At 66.5% G+C, this 15,992-nt stretch carries 18 protein-coding genes; 13 read left to right on the top strand and 5 right to left on the bottom strand.

Translation table 11 applies throughout. The annotated features are described in order from the left end of the window. Nucleotide 1: 1 nt before the first annotated feature. Nucleotides 2-973: an AEC family transporter gene (locus ACN5W5_RS12710; protein ID WP_420048874.1), complete on the top strand. Its 972-nt coding sequence runs from the start codon at nt 2-4 to the stop codon at nt 971-973. On the opposite strand, the gene ACN5W5_RS12705 is transcribed toward ACN5W5_RS12710, so the two are convergent. Further along, nucleotides 965-1,873 (bottom strand): LysR substrate-binding domain-containing protein, encoded by a 909-nt coding sequence (locus ACN5W5_RS12705; protein WP_420048873.1) that lies wholly within the window; start codon nt 1,871-1,873, stop codon nt 965-967. The two genes, ACN5W5_RS12710 and ACN5W5_RS12705, sit on opposite strands and share 9 nt — an antisense overlap. A 156-nt stretch (nt 1,874-2,029) precedes the next feature. On the opposite strand from ACN5W5_RS12705, the gene ACN5W5_RS12700 reads away from it, so the two are divergent. The 8 genes from ACN5W5_RS12700 (at nt 2,030) to ACN5W5_RS12665 (ending at nt 9,564) form a co-directional block, all read left to right on the top strand. Further along, the gene (locus ACN5W5_RS12700; protein WP_420048872.1) at nt 2,030-3,076 is read left to right on the top strand and encodes an amidohydrolase family protein; all 1,047 of its coding nucleotides are present in this window, start codon (nt 2,030-2,032) and stop codon (nt 3,074-3,076) included. 2 nt (nt 3,077-3,078) lie between these two features. Next, nucleotides 3,079-3,762 (top strand): 4-carboxy-4-hydroxy-2-oxoadipate aldolase/oxaloacetate decarboxylase, encoded by a 684-nt coding sequence (ligK, locus tag ACN5W5_RS12695; protein ID WP_420048871.1) that lies wholly within the window; start codon nt 3,079-3,081, stop codon nt 3,760-3,762. A 10-nt stretch (nt 3,763-3,772) separates the two neighbouring features. Continuing rightward, nucleotides 3,773-4,705: an amidohydrolase family protein gene (locus ACN5W5_RS12690; protein WP_420048870.1), complete on the top strand. Its 933-nt coding sequence runs from the start codon at nt 3,773-3,775 to the stop codon at nt 4,703-4,705. Between the two features lies 1 nt (nt 4,706). Then, the gene (gene ligA, locus ACN5W5_RS12685; RefSeq protein WP_420048869.1) at nt 4,707-5,144 is read left to right on the top strand and encodes a protocatechuate 4,5-dioxygenase subunit alpha; all 438 of its coding nucleotides are present in this window, start codon (nt 4,707-4,709) and stop codon (nt 5,142-5,144) included. A gap of 2 nt (nt 5,145-5,146) precedes the next feature. Continuing rightward, complete coding sequence (locus ACN5W5_RS12680) at nt 5,147-6,025, top strand: class III extradiol dioxygenase subunit beta (RefSeq protein ID WP_420048868.1); 879 nt, start codon at nt 5,147-5,149, stop codon at nt 6,023-6,025. Between the two features lies 1 nt (nt 6,026). After that, nucleotides 6,027-6,977 carry a Gfo/Idh/MocA family oxidoreductase gene (locus ACN5W5_RS12675; protein ID WP_420048867.1) on the top strand — a complete coding sequence of 317 codons (951 nt, stop codon included), beginning with the start codon at nt 6,027-6,029 and terminating at the stop codon, nt 6,975-6,977. Nucleotides 6,978-7,142: 165 nt separating this feature from the next. Next, complete coding sequence (locus ACN5W5_RS12670; protein WP_420048866.1) at nt 7,143-8,141, top strand: aldo/keto reductase; 999 nt, start codon at nt 7,143-7,145, stop codon at nt 8,139-8,141. Nucleotides 8,142-8,229: 88 nt separating this feature from the next. Further along, nucleotides 8,230-9,564, top strand: coding sequence for a ferric reductase-like transmembrane domain-containing protein (locus tag ACN5W5_RS12665; RefSeq protein WP_420048865.1), 1,335 nt, complete (start codon nt 8,230-8,232; stop codon nt 9,562-9,564). A 94-nt stretch (nt 9,565-9,658) separates the two neighbouring features. Here the strand turns inward: ACN5W5_RS12665 and ACN5W5_RS12660 are convergent, their stop codons facing one another. From ACN5W5_RS12660 to uraD, 4 genes are all read right to left on the bottom strand, one after another. Further along, nucleotides 9,659-11,023: an esterase-like activity of phytase family protein gene (locus ACN5W5_RS12660; RefSeq protein ID WP_420048864.1), complete on the bottom strand. Its 1,365-nt coding sequence runs from the start codon at nt 11,021-11,023 to the stop codon at nt 9,659-9,661. A gap of 283 nt (nt 11,024-11,306) precedes the next feature. Further along, nucleotides 11,307-11,675 carry a hydroxyisourate hydrolase gene (locus tag ACN5W5_RS12655; RefSeq protein ID WP_420048863.1) on the bottom strand — a complete coding sequence of 123 codons (369 nt, stop codon included), beginning with the start codon at nt 11,673-11,675 and terminating at the stop codon, nt 11,307-11,309. Nucleotides 11,676-11,682: 7 nt separating this feature from the next. Further along, complete coding sequence (locus tag ACN5W5_RS12650) at nt 11,683-12,657, bottom strand: Bug family tripartite tricarboxylate transporter substrate binding protein (RefSeq protein ID WP_420048862.1); 975 nt, start codon at nt 12,655-12,657, stop codon at nt 11,683-11,685. Next, nucleotides 12,654-13,241: a 2-oxo-4-hydroxy-4-carboxy-5-ureidoimidazoline decarboxylase gene (gene uraD, locus ACN5W5_RS12645; RefSeq protein ID WP_420048861.1), complete on the bottom strand. Its 588-nt coding sequence runs from the start codon at nt 13,239-13,241 to the stop codon at nt 12,654-12,656. The genes ACN5W5_RS12650 and uraD overlap by 4 nt, the downstream gene beginning before the upstream one ends. A gap of 78 nt (nt 13,242-13,319) precedes the next feature. Here uraD and ACN5W5_RS12640 point away from each other — a divergent pair, with 78 nt between their 5' ends. From ACN5W5_RS12640 to ACN5W5_RS12625, 4 genes are all read left to right on the top strand, one after another. After that, nucleotides 13,320-14,291 (top strand): LysR family transcriptional regulator, encoded by a 972-nt coding sequence (locus ACN5W5_RS12640; RefSeq protein ID WP_420048860.1) that lies wholly within the window; start codon nt 13,320-13,322, stop codon nt 14,289-14,291. A gap of 69 nt (nt 14,292-14,360) precedes the next feature. Further along, on the top strand, nt 14,361-14,831 hold the full coding sequence (locus ACN5W5_RS12635; protein WP_420048859.1) for a Spy/CpxP family protein refolding chaperone: 471 nt from the start codon (nt 14,361-14,363) through the stop codon (nt 14,829-14,831). 37 nt (nt 14,832-14,868) lie between these two features. Continuing rightward, entirely contained in the window at nt 14,869-15,276 is a 408-nt protein-coding gene (locus ACN5W5_RS12630) for a hypothetical protein (protein WP_420048858.1), read from the top strand. Nucleotides 15,277-15,280: 4 nt separating this feature from the next. Further along, nucleotides 15,281-15,982 (top strand): response regulator transcription factor, encoded by a 702-nt coding sequence (locus ACN5W5_RS12625; RefSeq protein ID WP_420048857.1) that lies wholly within the window; start codon nt 15,281-15,283, stop codon nt 15,980-15,982. The last annotated feature ends 10 nt before the right edge of the window (nt 15,983-15,992 follow it).

Raw genomic sequence — 15,992 nt, 5'->3', positions numbered from 1 at the left:
CATGCTCGACATCCTGGCCATCACCGGCCCGATCTACCTTTGCATCGCGGCCGGTTACGCCAGCGTGCGCTGGAACCTGTTCACCAAGGCCGACATGCGCGTCTTCGGCAAGTTCGTGATCCAGATCGCGCTGCCCGCGCTGCTGTTCAACGCGCTGGCCTCGCGCCCGCTCGGTGAGGTGGTGCACCCGGGTTACCTGCTGGCGTTCACCGCGGGTTCGCTGGCGTTGATCGGGGGGGCGCTGTGGTTCTCTCGCACCGTGCTGCGCAAGGGCCTGACCGAGAGCGCCTATGTGGCCATGGGCATGACCTGTTCCAACAGCGGCTATGTGGGCTACCCCGTGATGCTGCTGCTGTTCGGGCCGCTGGGCGGCGTGATCCTGGCGCTCAACCTGATCGTGGAAAACCTCATCAAGCTGCCGCTGCTGTTCACGCTGGCCGACACGGGTGCCCATGAGGGCGAACGGCCTTCGCTGCTGCAGGCGCTGAAGCAGACGGGCGAGCGCCTGGTGCGCAACCCCATGATCGTGGCCATCTTTGCCGGCTTCGTGGTGGCCTTGCTGGGCTGGCAGCTGCCCGCGGTGCTCACGCGCACGGTGACCCTGTTTTCCGCCGCGAGCAGCGGCATGGCGCTGTTCATCATCGGCGGCACGCTGGTGGGCCTGCAGGTCAAGGGCATGCGCCGCCAGGTGTCGCTGATCGCGGTGGGCAAGCTGCTGCTGCACCCGCTGGCGGTGTTCACCGCCATCATGCTGTTGCCGATGCTGGGATTGCCTTCCGTTGACGGCGATCTGCGCACCGCGGCCGTGCTCTCGGCCGCCATGCCCATGCTGGGTATCTATTCCATCCTGGCGCAGCGGCACGGCTTTGAAGGCTTCACCGCCGCGGCGCTGCTGGCGACCACGGCGGCCTCCTTCTTCACGCTCAGTGCCATCCTCTGGCTGATGCGCCACAGCGCAGGCTGGCTAGCTTGATGAATTGATCGCATCCAGCGTCTGGCGGATCAGATTCAGTGTGGTCTGCTGCGTGAGCGTGGCGGGCCGCAGCGAGCTGGTGGCCAGACACAGGCGGGTGCGCAGCGGCGGCTGGATGGAGCGCGTGCGGTAGGCCGACGGCCGGATCGAGCTGGCCACCGCATTGCGCGAGAGCAGGGCGGCGCCCGCGCCGTCGGCCACCAGGTCGAGAATCGCCGAAACCCCGTCGATCTCCAGCGCCACCCGCGGACGGCACCCGATGTTGGCCATTTCGGACTCCACGTGCATGCGCAGCGCGTTGGGCCGGCTCGGGATCACCAGCAGCAACTGCGCCACCTCGGCCAGTGAAACCGGGGGCGGGGGGGGCTCTTCGGCCAGCCCGGCCGGGCGGGTTTCGACCAGCAGCAACTCTTCGTCCTGCAGCGGCGAGATCTCGATCTCCGGCGCGGGCTGGGCGTTGTAGAGCACGGCGATGTCCAGGCGTCCGGTCACCAGCCATTCCTGCATGGTGGCCGACAGGCCTTCGCTGATGGACAGGCTGGCTTCGGGCAACTGGGCGCGAAAGGCGCGTGTGAGCGGCACGGTGAGCACGCGCGCCAGGCTCGGCGGCAGGCCGATGGCCACGCGCCCGGCCAGCGCACCGCGCACCCGGCCCAGCTCCTCACGCGCCCGCTCCACCTGGTGCAGGATGCCGCGGCCGTGTTCCAGCAGCAGCTTGCCGGCTTCGGTGGGTGTGGCGCCGCGGCCGTTGCGCACCAGCAGGTTCTGCCGCAACTCCACCTCCAGCAGGCGCACCTGGCGCGAGAGGGCGGGTTGCGCCACGTCCAGTGCGAGCGAGGCTTTGGTGAAGCTGCCCAGCTCCGCGACGCGAACGAAGTATTCGAGTTGTTTGAGATCCATGACCTGTATTTCTGAGGAATAGCTCCATCATAGATATAGTTTTTTGTTCTAGCTGATAGCGCACCGGGAGGCTGGTTTCGCGGCGTGGTGAAGTTCACAATCCGCCATTCAAAGCCCCGTCCGGCATGGGCCGCAACCGCACCAGGAACCTTCCGCATGAGCCAGCAAAAGCCCCTCATCATCGACTGCCACGGCCACTACACCACGGCCCCCAAGGCGCTGGAGAACTGGCGCAACGCGCAGATCGCCGGCATCAAGGACCCGGCGGCCATGCCCAAGGTGTCGGACCTGAAGATCAGCGACGACGAACTGCGCGAGTCCATCGAGACCAACCAGCTGCGCCTGATGAAGGAACGTGGCTCGGACCTCACCATCTTCTCGCCGCGCGCCAGCTTCATGGCGCACCACATCGGCGACTTCAACATCAGCTCCACCTGGGCCGCGATCTGCAACGAGCTCTGCTACCGCGTGAGCCAGCTGTTCCCCGACAACTTCATTCCCGCGGCCATGCTGCCGCAGAGCCCCGGCGTGGACCCGGCCACCTGCATCCCCGAGCTGGAGCGCTGCGTCAAGGAATACGGCAACGTCGGCATCAACCTCAACCCCGATCCTTCGGGAGGCCACTGGACCAGCCCGCCGCTCTCCGACAAGGCCTGGTACCCCATCTACGAAAAGATGGTCGAGTACGACATCCCGGCCATGGTGCACGTGAGCACCAGCTGCAACGCCTGCTTCCACACCACCGGTGCCCACTACCTGAACGCCGACACCACGGCTTTCATGCAGTGCCTGACCAGCGACCTCTTCAAGGATTTCCCGACGCTGAAGTTCATCATCCCCCACGGCGGCGGCGCGGTGCCTTACCACTGGGGTCGTTTCCGTGGCCTGGCGCAGGAGCTGAAGAAGCCGCTGCTGAAAGACCACCTGCTGAACAACATCTTCTTCGACACCTGCGTGTACCACCAGCCGGGCATCGACCTGCTGACCAAGGTGATCCCGGTGGACAACATCCTGTTCGCCTCGGAAATGATCGGCGCCGTGCGCGGCATCGACCCCGAGACCGGTCACTACTACGACGACACCAAGCGCTACATCGAAGCCTCGACCATCGTCGTGGGCGACGACCGCTACAAGGTGTACGAAGGCAATGCCCGGCGCGTGTTCCCGCGCCTGGACGCCGCTTTGAAACAGAAAGGAATCTGACCATGTACGAACTCGGCGTCGTTTACCGCAACATCACCCGTGCCGACCGCGCTGCGGCCGACGGCCTGGCCGCGCTGGGCTCGGCCACCGTGCACGAAGCCATGGGCCGCGTCGGCCTGCTGAAGCCCTACATGCGCCCGATCCAGACCGGCGTTCAGGTCTCGGGCACGGCCATCACCGTGCTGCTGCAGCCCGGTGACAACTGGATGATGCACGTGGCCGCCGAGCAGATCCAGCCCGGCGACATCGTGGTCGCGGCCGTCACGGCCGAGTGCACGGACGGCTACTTCGGCGACCTGCTGGCCACCAGCTTCCAGGCGCGTGGTGCCCGCGGCCTGATCATCGACGCCGGCGTGCGCGACGTGAAGACGCTCAAGGAAATGAACTTCCCGGTCTGGTCCAAGGCCATCAGCAGCAAGGGCACCATCAAGGCCACGCTGGGCTCGGTGAACATCCCCATCGTGTGCGCCGGCATGCTGGTGACGCCCGGCGACGTGATCGTGGCCGACGACGATGGCGTGGTCTGCGTGCCGGCGGCGCGTGCGGCGGAAACGCTGGCGGCCGCCATCAAGCGCGAGAGTTTCGAAGGCGAGAAGCGCGACAAGCTGGCCTCGGGCGTGCTGGGCCTGGACATGTACAAGATGCGCGAACCGCTGGCCGCTGCCGGTCTGAAATACATCGATTGAGGAAGTCCCCATGAGCAAACCCACTTCAGGCGACTTCACCAAAACCGCTGGCTGGATGGACTGGTACACCGGCCCGTCCAAGCCGACCTTCAAGCTGCCGGCAGGCGCCGTGGACGCGCACTGCCACGTGTTCGGGCCCGGTGCCGAGTTCCCCTATGCGCCCGAGCGCAAGTACACGCCCTGTGATGCGAGCAAGCACGAACTGTACGCGCTGCGTGACCACCTCGGTTTTGCGCGCAACGTGGTCGTGCAGGCCACCTGCCACGGCGCCGACAACCGCGCCATGGTCGATGCGTTGGTCAACAGCGGCGGCAAGGCGCGTGGCGTGGCCACGGTCAAGCGCAGCGTGAGCGACGCCGAGATCCAGGCCATGCACGACGCCGGTGTGCGTGGCGTTCGCTTCAACTTCGTCAAGCGCCTGGTGGACTTCACGCCCAAGGACGAACTGCTGGAGATCGCTGGCCGCATCGCGAAGTGGGGCTGGCATGTGGTGATTTACTTCGAGGCGGTGGACCTGCCCGAGCTGTGGGACTTCTTCACCGCGCTGCCGACCACCGTGGTGGTGGACCACATGGGCCGGCCCGATGTGTCGTTGCCGGTCGATGGCCCGCAGTTCGCGCTGTTCGAGAAATTCATGCGCGAACACAGCAACGTGTGGAGCAAGGTCAGCTGCCCCGAGCGCCTGTCGGTCACCGGCCCGAAGGCGCTGAACGGCGAGCAGAACGCCTACACCGACGTGATCCCGTTTGCGAAACGCATCGTCGAGCAGTTCCCCGACCGCGTGCTCTGGGGCACCGACTGGCCGCACCCCAACCTCAAGGACCACATGCCCGACGACGGCCTGCTGGTCGACTTCATCCCGCACATCGCGACCACGCCCGAGTTGCAGCAGAAGCTGCTCGTGACGAACCCGATGCGTCTCTATTGGCCCGAGGAGGTCTGACATGTCCCTCGAAAAACCGTACCTCGACGTGCCCGGCACGATCATCTTTGATGCCGAGCAGAGCCGCAAAGGCTACTGGCTCAACCAGTTCTGCATGTCGCTCATGAAGGCACAAAACCGCGAGCGTTTCAAGAGCGACCAGCGCGCCTACCTCGACGAATGGCCGATGACCGAAGAGCAGAAGCAGGCCGTGCTGGCGCGCGACCTCAACTGGTGCATGCGCACCGGCGGCAACATCTACTTCCTGGCCAAGATCGGCGCCACCGACGGCAAGAGCTTTCAGCAGATGGCGGGCTCCATGACCGGCATGACCGAAACCGAATACCGCGACATGATGGTCCAGGGCGGCCGGTCCGTCGAAGGCAACCGCTACGTGGGTGAAGACGGCGACGCGCAGGCCCATCGCCAGCCACAGGGCGCCGCAGGAAAGAAAGTTTGAACATGGCCAAGATCACCGCATCCGTTTTCACATCGCACGTGCCCGCCATCGGCGCGGCCATGGACCTGGGCAAGACCCAGGAGGATTACTGGAAGCCCGTGTTCGCGGGTTACGACTTCTCCAAACAATGGATGAAGGACAACAAGCCGGACGTCATCTTCCTCGTCTTCAACGACCACGCCACGGCGTTCAGCCTGGAGATGATCCCCACCTTTGCCATCGGCACCGCGGCCGAGTTCCAGCCGGCCGACGAAGGCTGGGGCCCGCGCCCGGTGCCCACGGTCATCGGTCACCCGGACCTAGCCTCGCACATCGCGCAGAGCGTGATCCAGCAGGACTTCGACCTCACCATCGTCAACAAGATGGACGTGGACCACGGCCTGACCGTGCCGCTGTCGCTGATGTGCGGCGAGCTGGACCCGAAGAAGGACGCCTGGCCTTGCCCGGTGATCCCGTTCGCGGTCAACGTGGTGCAGTACCCGGTGCCCTCCGGCAAGCGCTGCTTCATGCTCGGCCAGGCCATCCGCAAAGCCGTGGAAAGCTACGACGAAGACCTGAACGTGCACATCTGGGGCACGGGCGGCATGAGCCACCAGCTGCAGGGCGCGCGCGCCGGCCTGATCAACCGCGAGTGGGACAACGCCTGGCTCGACAAAATGATCAACGACCCGGTGGGTTGTGCCAACACGCCGCACATCGACTACGTGCGTGAAGCCGGCAGCGAAGGCATCGAACTCGTCATGTGGCTGATCGCCCGCGGCGCCATGTCCGACATCGTCGACGGCAAGGTGCAGGGCCCGGCCCCGACCGTGAGACACCGCTTCTACCATGTGCCCGCGTCCAACACGGCCGTGGGCCACCTCATCCTGGAGAACAACTGACATGACCATCAAAGTAGCCCTCGCCGGCGCCGGCGCCTTCGGCATCAAGCACCTGGACGGCATCAAGAACATCGACGGCGTTGAAGTGGTTTCGCTGATCAGCCGCGACCTCGAAAAGACCAAGGAAGTCGCCGACAAGTACGGCATCGGCCACGTCACCACCGACCTCGCCGACAGCCTGGCGATGAAGGAAGTGGACGCCGTGATCCTCTGCACCCCGACGCAGATGCACGCCGAGCAGACGCTGGCCTGCCTGAAGGCCGGCAAACACGTGCAGGTGGAGATCCCGCTGGCCGACAACCTCAAGGGCGCTGAAGACGTGGTGGCGCTGCAGAAGCAGACCGGCCTGGTCGCGATGTGCGGCCATACCCGCCGCTTCAACCCCAGCCACCAGTACGTGCACAACAAGATCCAGGCCGGCGAATTCAACATCCAGCAGATGGATGTGCAGACCTACTTCTTCCGCCGCACCAACACCAACGCGCTGGGCCAGGCCCGCAGCTGGACCGACCACCTGCTGTGGCACCACGCCGCCCACACCGTGGACCTGTTCGCCTACCAGTGCAACAGCCCCATCGTGATGGCCAACGCCATCCAGGGCCCGATCCACCCCGTGCTGGGCATCGCCATGGACATGAGCATCCAGCTCAAGGCCGCCAACGGCGCCATCTGCACGCTGAGCCTGAGCTTCAACAACGACGGCCCGCTCGGCACCTTCTTCCGCTACATCGGCGACACCGCGACCTACATCGCGCGCTACGACGACCTGTTCACCGGCAAGGAAGAGAAGATCGACGTGAGCCAGGTGGCGGTGTCCATGAACGGCATCGAGCTGCAGGACCGCGAGTTCTTCGCCGCCATCAAGGAAGGCCGCGAGCCGAACTCCAGCGTGGGCAAGGTGTTCAATTGCTACCAGGTGCTGCACAACCTGGAACAGCAGCTGAAAGGATAAGCCCACCCCTGCGGCGCTGCGCGCCTTCCCCTCAAGGGACGACGCCAGCGGCCCGGCAAAGCCGGTTCCGCGGCGTCACTGGGTGGATCCACCTCGCGCCGGGGCATACCATTCACGGCTCCATCCTCACGGCTGGGGCCGTTTTCCATTTCAGGAGCTCACACCATGCAACAACGCCAACTCGGTCCTTTCAAAGTCTCGGCCATCGGCCTGGGCTGCATGAACATCTGCCACGCCTACGGTGCCCCCGTGTCCGAGGAGCAGGCCGAGCGCGTGCTGCTCGGCGCGCTCGACGCGGGCGTGACCCACTTCGACACCGCAGCGCTCTACGGCTTTGGCGCCAGCGAAACGCTGGTGGGCAAGGTGCTGTCGAAGCACCGCTCGAAATTCACGCTCGCCAGCAAGTGCGGCATGCAGGGCGTGCCCAACGCCGACGGTGTGAAGGTGCGCGTCATCGACGGCCGACCCGAGACCATCAAGGCGACCTGCGAAGCCGCCTTGAAGCGACTGCAGACCGATGTGATCGACCTCTACTACCTGCACCGCTGGGACAAGCAGGTGCCCATCGAAGACAGCGTGGGCGCCCTGAGCGACCTGGTGCGCGCGGGCAAGATCCAGACCATCGGCCTTTCCGAGGTGTCGGCCCCCACCTTGCGCCGTGCGCAGGCGGTGCACCCCATCACCGCCTTGCAGACCGAGTACTCGCTCTGGACGCGCAACCCCGAGATCGCCGTGCTCGACACCTGCCGCGAATTCGGCATCGCCTTCGTCGCCTTCAGCCCGGTGGGTCGCGGCTTCCTGTGCGGCGAGCTCAACGTGAGCAGCTTCGACGCCAAGGACATTCGCCGCAGCATGCCGCGTTTTGCGCCCGAGAACTACGCCGCCAACCTCACGCTGCTGCCCGGCTACCTGGCCATGGCCAACGAGGTCGGCTGTACCCCGGCGCAACTCGCCATCGCCTGGCTGCTGCACCGGGGCGAGAACATCCTGCCCATCCCGGGCACCACCAGCGTGGAGCACCTGCAGGACGACCTGGGCGCGGTGAACGTCAAGCTCGACGCTTCCGTGATGGCGCGGCTCGACGACCACATCAACCAGCACACCGTGAAGGGCGAGCGCTACAACGCGCAGGGCAACAGCGAGGTGGACACCGAGGTGTTTTGAGTCGTGATGGTGTGCCGTGCTGGTGCTGGCCTGTGCAGGGGTAAGCTATCAACAGGTCTGAAATAGAAGCAACAGGAAAGGGAGCGTCATGAAGCACATCCAGCGGTTTTTCTGGGCCTATCTGCTGGTCCTGACGGGTCTCTGGTGGTTCACCGATCCGACCGTCTGGGCCGGGCTTCCCCACTTTTTTGCCTGGCGCAGCGTCCTGATGCAGGGCAGTGGCGTGCTGGCCATCGGCGTGATGAGTGCGGCGATGGTGCTGGCCGTGCGGCCTGTGGTGTTCGAGCCCTGGCTGGGTGGGCTGGACAAGATGTACCGGCTGCACAAGTGGCTGGGCATTTCGGGCCTGGTGCTGTCCATCGGCCACTGGCTGTTGTCGGAGTCGGCCAAATGGATGGTCGGCCTGGGCTGGCTGGCGCGCCCCGAGCGCGGGCCCCGACCGACCCTGGTGGATGAACCGGTCCGGCAGTTCTTCATGGACCAGCGCGGGATGGCCGAGGGCCTGGGCGAGTGGGCGTTTTATGCGGCCGTGGCGCTGATGGCGCTGGCACTGATCAAGCGCTTCCCGTACCGGTACTTCTTCCGCACCCACCACCTGCTCGCCGTGGCCTATCTGGTGCTGGTGTGGCACTCGGTGGTGCTGCTGCAGTTCGATTACTGGAGCGGTGCGCTGGGGCCGGTGATGGCGCTGCTGATGGCCACGGGCAGCATCGCCGCCGTGATGGTGCTGGCCGGCCGCGTGGCCGTTCACCGGCAACTGGTGGGCGAGGTGGCGGCGGTCCGTCTCCATCCTGCGCTGGATGTCGTCGAGGTCGACATCGGGTTCCAGGGGCGCTGGGCGGGCCACGAGGCGGGCCAGTTCGCCTTCGTGACCTTGCACGAAAAGGAGGGCGCGCATCCCTACACCATCACGTCCGCGTGGGCCGACGATGGCCGCCTGACCTTCATCATCAAGGCCCTGGGCGACTACACCCGCACCCTGGCCGACACGGTCAAGGTGGGGGACGTGGTCAAGGTGGAGGGTCCCTACGGACGCTTCAATTTCGCGGGCCAGCAGCCGCGCCAGATCTGGGTGGGCGCGGGCATCGGCATCACGCCCTTCATCTCGCGCATGAAGGCCCTGGCCCAGGCGTCCGATGGCAAGACCATCGACCTGTTCCACACCACGGCCGTCTACGATGAGCACGCCATCGGTCTGATCGAGGCCGACGCGAAAGCCGCGGGTGTTTATCTGCACGTGTCGTGGGACGAACGCGACGGCTGGCTGACCGCGGCACGCATCGCCGAACAGGTTCCCGGATGGCGCGATGCGGACTTCTGGTTCTGCGGACCGGCCGCGTTCGGCCGCACGCTGAAGAAGGATTTCGTGGCGCTGGGTCTGGACGAGACACGCTTCCATCAGGAACTGTTCGAGATGCGGTGACGGCCGCGCTCCGGCGGCGACCTTCCCGGAACCATTCTCCCCATCCAGCGCCCCCTGCTGCCCTCGGCCGCAGGGGGCTTGCATTGCGGGAGCTTCAGCGGGCGCTCAGGAAGTCGCCCACCTCCAGCAGGATCAGCTCGTTGTCGTCGGCCTTGTTCGGCTCGCGGCTGCTGGAGAACGGCAGGTTGTTGTCGTTGCCGACCACGATGTGCGTCGCGTCCACCACGTCAACGTTCTCGATCGTGAAGAAGGGGAAGGTGAGCACGCCGTTGGTCAAGGGCTTGCGCGAGAGCTTGGCCGGATCGGCGATGGCCATCAGGTCGATGTGGCCGATCTTGCGCAGCGGGCCACCCACGTTGGCGTCGCTCAACTCGACCTTGACGATGCGTTTGAATTTCGCCAGATCGTGGAAGCAGTCCGTGCGCTTCTGGCCTTCCGGGCAGGCCTTGTCGACCGTGCCTTCGCCGTTGTCGCGTTCGATGATCAGGCCCGTCGTCGCGTCGATCATGTTGAAGTCGCCGATGGCGTGGTGGTTGGCGTCGAGCACGTACTTCCAGTGGCGGCCGGTCCATTGCTCGGTCTTCACGTCGAACTCCAGCACGCGCAGGTACTGCTTGCCGTCCAGCATCTCGGGGGCCTTGGTGGCTTCGTCCCACAGCGCGCCTTCGAGCAGGGCGTAGAGCTTGCTGCCGTCGGGCGATGAGGCCAGGCCCTCGTAGCCCTTGGAGCGGCGCGACTGGAACTTCAGTTCGCCGTTCGGCGCGCCCGGGGTGATGACCGAAGGATGGTCCGGCGAGACGATGGTCTTGCCGTCCACCTTCGTTTCATGGACGGCCCGTACCCGGCCCTTCATGTCGGCCTTGATCAGGTACGGGCCAAACTCGTCGCCGATCCAGAAGTGCCCGCCAGCGATCTGGAAGCCTTCGGTGTCGAAATCGGAGCCGGTGAGGTAACGCTGCTTCGTGCCCTCGTGGACGATGCGGAACGGCACCTTCTTGTCGGGGTCGTGCAGGAACACGGTCTCCAGGCGCTTGAACTGGCCGCTCTTGAAATCCACCGTGTAGCGGTTGAGGAACAGCGCGAAGTCGGGCGAGTTGGCCTTGGAGCCGGCGCCGTTGTCGGTCAGCAGCCAGAAGCTGCCGTCGGCCAGGCGCTTGATGCCCGAGTGGCCCTGCACGGGCTGGCCCTTGAACGGCAGCGACACGCCGGTGGGGCGGCCGGCGGACTTGCCTTCAACGCCGCCGATCTTGTCGACCCGCTGGCCGGTGGTGAACTTGCCGCTGACCTGCAGGTCGGCCGGAGCGTCCTTTGGGGCGGCGATGAAGGTCTTCGCAGGCAGCACGGCGTGGCCCGCGAGGACGGCGGGAAAGGCGGTCTGGGCCTGGGCGCTCAGCGGCAGGCTGGCGAGGGCGAGCAGGGTGGCGCTCAGGCTGAAGGACAAGGCGGGGAAACGGCGCATGGTCGGGGCTCTCGGTCGTCGGTGGTGGGGAACGCCTGCAACGTTGCAGGCGGCCGCGCCACTGTGCCGCGCGTGTTTGACGCGACGGCGACGGTCCGATGGCAACGCCGTGACAGGCGCCCCAGAGCTGTGCCGATCTCTTCTTATTTCCATCACACCGGAGCGCTGCCCGTGCCGCATGAGGCAGCGCAGCCCAAGGGCACCGCCGGGCCGGCTTTGCCGGACGGCCAGTGCCGCCCCCCTTGAGGGGGGTGACGCGAAGCGGCGAGGGGGGAGTTTCCTTTCAAGCGCCGCCGCGGAACAGCGAGAAACCCCAGGCCGTGAACTTGAACGGCAGGTGGTAGTGCTGGGCCGTGTCGGTGATGTGGAAGCGGTAGGGCACCACCTCCAGAAACGCCGGGTCGGACACGGCCCCGCCCTGGCCCCGGTAGAAGGCGCCCACCTCGAACCGCACCTCGTAACCGCCGGCCGTGATGGCTTCGCTCATCAGCGCCGGGTCGGCCAGCAGGCCGTTGCCGCCCACGGCGCCCTCGGCGATCAGCGGGCCGTGCGGCAGGCCGTCAGGCCCCAGGCGCTGCACCGCCACGCGCAGGCCGGTTGCGACACGGCCACTGGCCACGTCCACACAGTGAATGGAGAGTCCACCGTTCATGCCGGGCTCAGTTCAGACGCGCGCCCGAGGCCTTCACCTCCGGCGCCCACTCGGTGACCTGGTCGCTGACGAACTTGGTGAACTCGGCCGGGCTCATCTTCTCCACCGCGACACCGAGATCGGCCAGGCGCTGGGCCACGTCGGGGCGCGACACCACATCGGCCACGGCGGCGTTCACCTTGTCCACCACGTCTTTCGGCGTGCCGGCCGGCGCCGAGATGCCGAGGAAGTTTTCGGCCAGCAGCTTGGGGTAACCGGCCTCGACCACGGACGGCACGCCGGGCGACATCGGCGCACGGGCGCGCGAGGTGACGGCGATGCCGACCAGCTTGCCGTCTTTCATGTAGGGCACGTTCTGCGTCAGCGTGTCCACCGCAAACTGCAGCTGGCCGCCGAGCAGGTCGGTGTGCATGGGCGACGAGCCTTTGTAGGGCACGTGTTCCATCTTCAGCTTGTACTGGTTCTTGAACATCTCGCCCACGATGTGGCCGATGGAGCCCACGCCGCCGCTGCCGTAGTTGACCGGCGTCGTCTGCGCGCTGATCCACTTCACGAGCTCGGGCATGGTCTTGACTGGCACCGAAGGGTGCACGACGAACACGTTGGGTACCGAGCCGATGTGCGCGATGTGGGTGAAGCTCTTGACCGGGTCGTAGGGCGCCTTGTCCATCATGAAGGGCGAGATGCTCATGGGCGCGGTGTTCGACAGCAGCAGGGTGTAGCCGTCGGGCGCGGCCTTGGCCACCTCGTTGGCGCCGATGGTGCTGCCGGCTCCCGGCTTGTTCTCGACGATCACGGTCTGTCCCAGCTTCTCCTGCAGGCCGGGCTGCAACAGACGTGCCACGATGTCCGACGAACCGCCGGGTGCGAAGGTGACGACGATCTTGATCGGCTTGGTCGGCCAGGACTGGGCGTGGGCGGTGGCTGCCGCGAAGGGCAGCAGGGCGCTGGCGGCGAGGAGGATGCGGCGGGTGGGTTTCATGGCTGGGTTCCTGCAAGGGTGGAGACGGCGGGGCGAGACGAAAGGGGGGCGCCGGGCTGGACCACACGGGCCAGCCGTCCGCGCATGACTTCGCAGATCTGCTGCAAGGCGGCCTGGCGTTCGGTGGCTTCGTCGTGGGCCAGGCGCTGTTCGAAGGACTCGAACACCGAGGCCAGCGTGTCGTGCAGCCGCAGCGCGGCGATGAAGGGGTAGCCGAAGCGCGCGCGGTAGCGCTGGTTGAGCGCGGCCATGCGTTGCACGGTGGCGGCGTCCAGGCTCAGCAGGCCCAGGCGGGCCTGTTCGTTTTGCGAGTCCGTGGTCATGGTGCCCGCCTGGGCCTCCTGGCCCGCGAGTTCGGGGTGGGCGCACAGCAGCGCCCGTTGCAGCGCCTCGTCGGCGCCGTGGATCACGCGGGCCATGGCGTCGAACAGGGCGGACTGGCTGGCGAACGGGCGCAGCGACCACGCGCGCTCCGCGACCCAGGGCGAGTGCTCGACCACCGAGCCCAGAAGCGCATTGAACGCGGCTTCGTCCAGCGAATGGAGCTCGGTGATCGTCAAGGGTGTGGTGGGCTTGGAGGACATCTTGGGCCGCAGTTTGAGCTCGCTTTGCGTTGCCGTCCATCGCATAATTTGCTGTCATTTGTTCGAATAAACAGCACGATGAGCAACCTCAACAGTCCCCTGCATCCGAAAGCGCTGCGCTATGTGGCGGCCGTGGCCCAGCTGGGATCGGTCCAGGCCGCCGCGCGCGAGGTGTCGATATCCGCCTCGGCCATCGACCGCCAGATCCTGATCCTGGAGGAAGACCTGGGCGTGCCGCTGTTCGAGCGCCTGCCGCGCGGCATGCGGCTCACGGCGGCGGGCGAGCTGCTGCTGGCGCTGTCGCAGCGCTGGAAGGCCGACCTCAACCGCACGCTGTCCGACATCAAGCAGCTGCAGGGCGTCAACCACGGCCAGCTGCGCCTGGCCGCCATGGACAGCCATGCCAACGGCTTCCTGCCCGACTTCCTGCAGGCGGCGGCGCGCGAGCACCCGGGCATCGTGATCGACATCGAGATCGTCAGTCCCGACGAGGCCGTGACCCACCTGCTGAGCGGCGACGTGGACATTGCCGTGGCCTTCAACCTGAAGCCCCAGCGCGACCTGAACCTGATCTGGAGCGCCGAGCTGCCGCTGGGCTGCGCGGTGGCGGCCTCGCACCCGCTGGCAGCGCAGGCCGAGGTCGGTTTCAAGGACGTGGCGGCCTGGCCGCTGGCCGCGCAGAGCCGCGCGCTGGCGATCCGCCGCTACCTGGAAAAGCGCCACGGCTGGCTGCTGCAGGAAGCGCGGCCACCGCTGGTGACGAACTCGCTGCAGCTGGTCAAGAGCCTGGTGCGCAGCGGCAGCCACGTGGCCCTGACCTCGGAGCTGGACGTGGGTCCCGAGGTGTTGGACGGCAGCGTGGTGTTTGTGCCGCTGCGCGACCGCAGCGCGCAGGCGCAGAGCGTTTCGGTGGCCACCAGCGCCAGCCGACCGCTGCCACGCATTGCGCGCATCGTGGCCGAGTCGCTGGCGGTCCATGTGGACCTGCACCTGCAGCGGGTGCGCCAGGTGGGCGCTGAAACAAAACGAAAAGAACCGGTACCTCGCTGACACCCTGGGACGGCCTGGCCCCGGCACCATGACGGTCATGTTCAACAAGGTTCTGAAAGGACCCCCGTCATGAAAACCTGGATCAAACGCAGTCTCATCGGCCTCACCGCCGCCACCGTCGTGCTCGGCGGCCTTACCGCCTGCGGCAGCCGTGGCGACCACGCCCGTGGCTGGAGCGAAGAACGCGTCACCGAAATGCGCGGCAAGGCGATCGAACGCATCAGCAGCAAGCTTGAACTCAACGCCGAACAGAAGCAGAAGCTCGGTGTGCTGGCCGATGAAATGATCGCCTCGCGCAAGGCCTTCCGGGGTGAAGGGGCCGATCCGCGCGCCGACTTCAAGACCCTGGTCGCGGGCGAGAAGTTCGACCGCGCCAAGGCGCAGAGCCTGCTCGATCAGAAAACCGCCGCCGTGCAAGGCAGCGCGCCCAAGGTGCTGGCTGCATTGGCCGACTTCTACGACAGCCTCAACCCCGAGCAGCAACGCCAGGTGCGCGAAAAGCTGGACAAGCGCGGCCACGGCCGGTGGGGCAGGGGCTGATCGGGCGAGCGCAGCACACGTTCTGAATGCACCGACCATGTCGCCCGTCTTCGAACCCATCCACCACCTGGCTCAGCAGAGCCGGGCCCATGCCCCGGCCTTGCTGGCCGGGACCGACGACCCACACGCCGAGCTGCTGGCCATGGTCTGGGGCCCGCGTTTCGACCGCCAGCACGCGCTCGATCTCTGGGCCCGGCTCTCGCAGCAACAACCCGCCGAGGCCTTGCCGCTGCTGCCCGCGCTGATCTCGGCGGCCGACCGCTTCGACGCCCTGGGCGTTCCGGTGCAGCACCGGCTGCGCCGCCTGATCGTGCGACACCACGCAGCGACAGCTCGTGGAGGCCATGATTCGCCGCCGGGCCGACCCGAGGCGGATCAGCCCCCTCGAGGGGCAGCAACCCACGCAGCGACTGAGCGTGGGGGCCGTGTTCAGCTGTCAGAATGAGTTCATGCACCGCATCCTGCTCATCGACGACGACGAACAGCTCGGCCCTCCGCTGGCCACGTACTTCCAGCGTTTCGAGTTGCAACTCACCCACGCTTTTCGACCCAGCGACGGACTGGCCCGTTTGCGCGCAGGCAGCTTCGATGCCGCCATCCTCGACGTGATGCTGCCCGAGATGGACGGCTTCGAACTCTGCCGCACCATCCGCAAGGAGAGCGACATCCCCATCGTCATGCTCACCGCGCGCGGCGAGGTGATGGACCGCGTGGTCGGCCTGGAGATCGGCGCCGACGATTACCTGCCGAAGCCTTTCGAGCCGCGCGAACTCGTGGCGCGCCTGCAGACCGTGCTGCGCCGCCGCCGGACCAGCCTGGCGCCGCTGCACACCGCGCCAGACCCCACCAACGGTGAGCTCCGCTTCGAAGGCCTCACGCTCGACCCCGCGCGCCGCAGTGTCGTGCGCGAAGGGCAAGACGTCGAACTCACCGGCACCGAATTCGAACTGCTGCTGTTGCTCGCGCGGGAACCGGGCAAGGTGTTCAGCCGCGACGACATCCTCAACCAGCTGCGCGGTCACGAGGCCGAGCTGTACACCCGCGCGGTGGACATCGTGGTCAGCCGCCTGCGCAAGAAGCTGGAGCCGCTGGACTGCATCAAGACCCTGCGCAACGCCGGCTACTCGCTGGCGTTGCGGCGCCTGACCTAGTGAGCCGCTC

The organism is Hydrogenophaga sp. ZJX-1, assembly GCF_048590325.1.
In the GTDB taxonomy this organism is placed as follows: Bacteria; Pseudomonadota; Gammaproteobacteria; order Burkholderiales; family Burkholderiaceae_C; genus Hydrogenophaga.
The sequence above is the reverse complement of the archived record's forward strand: the minus strand, read 5'-3'. Positions and strand labels throughout refer to the sequence as shown.